This is a genomic window from Pseudomonas sp. R37(2017) (assembly GCF_002113375.1).
Classification (GTDB): Bacteria; Pseudomonadota; Gammaproteobacteria; order Pseudomonadales; family Pseudomonadaceae; genus Aquipseudomonas.
This window is the reverse complement of sequence record NZ_NEHO01000024.1, coordinates 1-5,361: the sequence shown is the minus strand read 5'-3', so window position 1 is coordinate 5,361 and position 5,361 is coordinate 1. Positions and strand designations below refer to the sequence as shown.

4 protein-coding genes are annotated in these 5,361 nt (G+C 61.6%); 2 read left to right on the top strand and 2 right to left on the bottom strand.

Features of this window, described 5'->3' with window-relative positions; all coding sequences use genetic code 11:
* Window positions 1-619 precede the first annotated feature (619 nt).
* On the bottom strand, window positions 620-1,567 hold the full coding sequence (locus CAG47_RS25490; RefSeq protein ID WP_256577546.1) for an AraC family transcriptional regulator: 948 nt from the start codon (window positions 1,565-1,567) through the stop codon (window positions 620-622).
* Between the two features lie 272 nt (window positions 1,568-1,839).
* On the bottom strand, window positions 1,840-2,295 hold the full coding sequence (locus CAG47_RS25485; RefSeq protein WP_085728643.1) for a hypothetical protein: 456 nt from the start codon (window positions 2,293-2,295) through the stop codon (window positions 1,840-1,842).
* A 308-nt stretch (window positions 2,296-2,603) separates the two neighbouring features.
* Here CAG47_RS25485 and CAG47_RS25480 point away from each other — a divergent pair, with 308 nt between their 5' ends.
* Together CAG47_RS25480 and ppk2 are read left to right on the top strand one after the other, a co-directional pair.
* The gene (locus CAG47_RS25480; protein WP_085728641.1) at window positions 2,604-4,325 is read left to right on the top strand and encodes a SulP family inorganic anion transporter; all 1,722 of its coding nucleotides are present in this window, start codon (window positions 2,604-2,606) and stop codon (window positions 4,323-4,325) included.
* Between the two features lie 57 nt (window positions 4,326-4,382).
* On the top strand, window positions 4,383-5,201 hold the full coding sequence (gene ppk2, locus CAG47_RS25475; protein ID WP_085728639.1) for a polyphosphate kinase 2: 819 nt from the start codon (window positions 4,383-4,385) through the stop codon (window positions 5,199-5,201).
* Window positions 5,202-5,361: the final 160 nt, after the last annotated feature.

Sequence of the window (5,361 nt, the reverse complement as noted above, 5' to 3'; positions counted from 1 at the left end):
GACACTGGCTGCCTGACGCCCCGCGGTGCCTGTGCTTCCATCGCGAGCATGCCGCAAGCGGGCACCCGCTCCTACGGTGGATCTGTGCCCTGTAGGAGCGAGCAAGCTCGCGATGGTCGTCAACGATGGCACTGGCTGCCTGACACCCCGAGGTGCCTGTGCCTCCATCGCGAGCATGCCGCAAGCGGGCACCCGCTCCTACGGTGGATCTGTGCCCTGTAGGAGCGAGCAAGCTCGCGATGGTCGTTAACGATGACACTGGCTGCCTGACACCCCGAGGTGCCTGTGCTTCCATCGCGAGCATGCCGCAAGCGGGCACCCGCTCCTACGGTGGATCTGTGCCCTGTAGGAGCGAGCAAGCTCGCGATGGTCGTCAACGATGGCACTGGCTGCCTGACACCCCGAGGTGCCTGTGCCTCCATCGCGAGCATGCCGCAAGCGGGCACCCGCTCCTACGGTGGATCTGTGCCCTGTAGGAGCGAGCAAGCTCGCGATGGTCGTTAACGATGACACTGGCTGCCTGACACCCCGCGGTGCCTGTGTTTCCATCACGAGCAAGCTCGCGAAGACGGACTGACAGCCAGCGAGGAAGGGACTGACTTTCCCCTCCCACATATCCTCAATTGATCGCCATCGGCCGCGTTCGCACTCCTTTTCTCACGTCTGCGGGACTGATGCCGTAGGCACTCTGGAAATACTGGCAAAACCGGCCGATGTTGCTGAAGCCGTGTTGCAAGGCTACGTCCGTCACCGAAGGCGACGCCTCCTGGGACAGCGTGGCAAAAGCGCGCTCCAGGCGTACCTGGCGCTGATAGGCAACGATCGAAGTGCCCATGAAACGTTGAAAGCCCTCCTGCAATGCGCGCAGGCTGACGCTGGTCAACTGCGCCAGTTCCCTACCGCTGGCCAGTTGCTCGGGATGGGCCTGAATGTACTCGACGGCCAGCTTCACATGTCGCGGCGCTATCAGTGGGGAAGGGCGCCGAAGGGATTCGGTGTAGTTGTGCGGCCAGGTTTCGAGCACCGCGTCGATCAGCATTTCGCGCAGGCGTGAAGGCATCAGCGAGCCTGTATTGATCAGCAGGTCGAACTCGGCGCCGGTGGCCAGGTCCACCAGCGCCTTGATGCCCTGCAAGGCGGGTACGCTCAGGTCCACCACAGGCTCAAAACGGATTTTTTGCAGGATCGGCTTGCCGAGCAACATCGACAGGCGTTCGGTGATCAGCGCCCGGCTGATCGAGATCCCGTGCTGGGCATGATTGTCGGCAAAGCGCGCCGAGCGGACCTCGGCCTTGTCGATGGCCAGGCCGATCTGTGCCATTCCTACCGACTCGGTGACGTGGTTGAAGATGATCTTGCCGGCGGTGGGAATGACGAAGGTGATTTCATCGAGGGGGGCGGGGAAAGCCACCGTGAAATCACCGTGAAAGTGCATGCGACGAAAGCTCACACCTTCGTGCCTGCCGTAGACCCCGCCGATGTTGATGCTTTTGGGTGGCGGCGCAGAGTCGGAATACAGGTTGCCGAACAGGTTCAGGAACAGCTCACCAAAGTCGTCGCAGCTCATGTCGTTGGATCGGATGATGATTGGCTTGCGCGTCGTGCTTGAGTACACCTGAAGTGACACCTTGAGCGGTTGGGCAAGGCCCGGTCTGGGGAGCTGCCGATCGGAGATCGAACGGATGCGGTTCGAGAAAGAGCAAGGACGTTATCAGTGAGTAATGACAGGTTTGTTACCGGTTGTTGCCGCTGGCTCCGCTTGCCCGGCGTCACCGCTCGCACTGCACGACAAGTGGCACGAGCGGTACCGGGACGTGGGCTGGCCTGCAATGGCCGTGGCTATTTCTTCACTGGCTCTGTTGCCTTGATATCCCCGCAAAAGATATCGGCGTTGCCATCGGACGGAGCCGTACGCACGACTACCGAATACTTGCCGTCCAGCAGGGTTTGCAAGGGCACAGGTGCGGTTCTGTTAAAGGACCAGCCGCGTACGGGCTGGCGTTCGGTGTTGACGGTGTCGTTCATCGCGTAGGCAACTGACCCGGGGCGCTCGCAGCTGCCGTTATTGATGAAAGAGTAAAGACGCAGGGGCAGGGTGACTCCGGTTGGCGCACCGCTGATGAAGAAACTGAGCCCGGTTTTCTTGTCCCAGTCGGTCAAGGTGACGGTGCCGATCTGACCGGCGTTTTGCCGGGTGGCGTCCAACTTGACGTTCGCGCCGTGGTTCGATGAGGTGGCACAGCCGAACAGGCTTGCCACCACCATGAGTGCTGCCAGAGGGGTCTTGAGCTTCATTGCCAAACTCCTGGGTTGAAGAACTGCAATGGGGGGAAATAGCGGGTATAGCTCATTTATCGCGCCCATGGCGTCGTCCATATAAGGCTTTCCATTTTTCAGCGGTGATGGTTGGGGCCTTCGCCTTTACCGACCCTGTAGCGGCGAAGCCGTGCAAACCGGCTACATTTGTAACTGGCCGAGCCTGCGTGGATGGCGCGCTTCGACGCCGATGAAGGTTGGAAGTGGTGACGCGTGCAGTTAAAGGATTGTGCGGTCAGGTGAGCCCTCTCATCATCCGCATGGACGAATTACGACTGGAGTGACTGATGAATCAACAAGGCAGCGATCCGCAAGGGCGGATTACAGGCACTCCACAGCGGGGTACCCTGCGCAGTCTGTTGATCCCTGAGTGGCTCGGCAGCTATCGGCCGGACTGGCTGCGGGGCGATGTGGTCGCCGGGCTGACGGCTGCGGCCGTGGTCATTCCCAAGGCGCTGGCGTACGCCACCATTGCCGGCTTGCCGGTGCAGGTCGGGCTGTACACGGTGCTGGTGCCGATGGTGATTTATGCCGTGCTCGGTACGTCGCGCCCGCTCAGTGTCAGCACCACGACAACCCTGGCCATTCTCGCCGGCTCCGCGTTGGGCCAGATCAGCCCCGATGGCGATGCCGCGACCTTGCTGGCGGGTTCCGCCACGCTGGCCCTGATGGTGGGCGCGATCCTGATTGTCGCGGGGGCGCTGCGCCTGGGCTTTGTCGCCAATTTCATTTCCGAGCCGGTGCTGGTGGGATTCAAGGCCGGTATCGGCGTGGTCATCGTGCTCGACCAGCTACCCAAGCTGCTGGGTACTCACATCGACAAAGGTGGTTTCTTTCACAACCTGGTGGCCACTGTACAGAGTGTCGGTCACGCTTCGCTGCCGACCGTGGCGGTCGGCGTGTCCATGGTCTTGCTGCTGGTTGGCATGAAGCGTTATGCCCCGCGATTGCCCGCCCCCTTGATTGCGGTAGCGCTGGGCATCATTGCCATGAGCGTGTTTGGCCTGGAAAGTTTTGGTGTGTCCGCCGTCGGCCTGGTGCTGATCGGATTGCCACAGCCGACCCTGCCGGTATGGTCGATGGCCGAAATCCTGTGGCCTTCGGCGATGGGCATCGCGCTGATGAGCTTCACCGAAACCATCGCGGCGGGGCGCGCTTTCGCCCGCAGCGACGAGCCCGCGCCACAGCCCAACCGTGAGTTGCTGGCCACAGGTGTCGCCAACATCGGCGGGGCGTTTCTCGGAGCCATGGTCGCCGGCGGCGGGACCACCCAAACGGCGGTGAACCGCCTGGCCGGCGCCCGTTCGCAAGTGGCCGCACTGGTCACCGCGGCACTGGCGCTGGGCACTTGCCTGCTGCTGGCGCCGCTGATTGGCCTGATGCCCAACGCCACGCTCGCAGCCGTGGTGATCGTGTATTCGGTGGGCCTGATCGAACCGGCGGAGTTTCGCGAGATCCTCTCGGTTCGCCGTACCGAATTCGCCTGGGCGGTGGTGGCCATGATCGGCGTGATGCTGCTGGGCACGCTGCAAGGGATCGTCGTGGCGATCATTGTTTCGTTGCTGACCCTGGCCTATCAGGTCTCGGACCCACCGGTGCATGTCCTGGGCCGCAAGCCCGGCACCAACGTCTATCGCCCGCAGGCCACTGGCAACGCCGACGACGAACACTTTGACGGGCTGCTGTTGCTCAGGCCCGAGGGGCGGGTGTTCTTCGCCAATGCCGAGCGCATAGCCGAGAAGATCCGGCCGCTGATTGATGAGTCCAGACCCAAAGTCGTGGCCCTGGACCTGCGCAGCGTGTTCGACCTGGAGTACACCGCCCTGAAAATGCTCACCAGCGCGGAGCAGCGCATGAGCGAGAAAGGCATTTCACTGTGGTTGGTGGGCATGAGTCCGGGGGTCTGGGACATGGTCATCAAGGCGCCCCTGGGGCGTACGTTGGGCGAAGCGCGTCTGTTCCTGAACCTGGAACAGGCGGTTGAACATTACCAGTGCAGTCGACGCTGAATGAATGCGGTCGGGCGCGCCCCGGCTGCTGTGCGAGACATTGAAGGAGTAACGTGCATGGCAAAGAAGAAGGTTGAACCGAAAATCAAACCGGCTGAAGGCAGCAAGCTCAAGAACAAGGTCTATCTCGAGGAACTGGCGCGCTTGCATGTCGAAATGGTCAAGTTGCAGGAGTGGGTGCAGCACTCGGGCGCCAAGGTCTGCATCATCTTCGAGGGTCGCGATGGCGCCGGCAAGGGCGGCACCATCAAGGCGCTGACCGAACGGGTCAGTCCGCGGGTGTTCCGGGTGGTGGCGCTACCGGCGCCGACCGAGCGGGAAAAAAGCCAGATGTATGTGCAACGTTATCTGCCGCACCTGCCAGCGGCTGGCGAAGTGGTGATCTTCGATCGCAGCTGGTACAACCGCGCGGGTGTAGAGCGGGTCATGGGATTCTGCACTGAAGAGCAGGTGCACAACTTTCTCTCCGTGGTTCCGCGCGTCGAGCATGCACTGGTCGAATCGGGAATCATCCTGATCAAGTACTGGCTCGAAGTGAGCCAGGAAGAGCAGACCCGACGCCTCAAGGAACGTATCACCGACGGACGCAAGATCTGGAAGCTGTCGCCCATGGACCTCAAGTCCTATAACCGCTGGTACGACTACTCCCGTGCCCGGGACGACATGTTCGAGGCCACCGACACCGATTTCGCCCCGTGGCGGGTCGCCAACTCCAATGACAAGCGACGGGCGCGCCTGAACATCATCAGCGATGTGCTGAACAGCATTCCCTACGAGGATGTGCCACGGGAAAAAGTGAAACTGCCCAAGCGCCAAAGCCCCGGCAACTATCGGGATCCGAACTATCCGTTCAAGTTCATTGCGGAAAAGTTCTGATCGATGCAGGCAGCAGGAGCCGGCCCAGGCCGACTCCTGCAACCCGTCATCAAGCCTTGATCACATACCCATAGGCGCGAGTACGACCGCCTTCGTTTTTCAGATAGACCCCCTGCAACTCCGGCGTGAAGCCCGGCAAGCGGTTGATGCCTTCCTCCAG

Bases quoted from the DNA above. Each gene is read 5' to 3' on its own strand.
- CAG47_RS25490 (WP_256577546.1), bottom strand. From the start codon at position 1,567: ATGAGCTGCGACGACTTTGGTGAGCTGTTCCTGAACCTGTTCGGCAAC.
- CAG47_RS25485 (WP_085728643.1), bottom strand. From the start codon at position 2,295: ATGAAGCTCAAGACCCCTCTGGCAGCACTCATGGTGGTGGCAAGCCTG.
- CAG47_RS25480 (WP_085728641.1), top strand. From the start codon at position 2,604: ATGAATCAACAAGGCAGCGATCCGCAAGGGCGGATTACAGGCACTCCA.
- ppk2 (WP_085728639.1), top strand. From the start codon at position 4,383: ATGGCAAAGAAGAAGGTTGAACCGAAAATCAAACCGGCTGAAGGCAGC.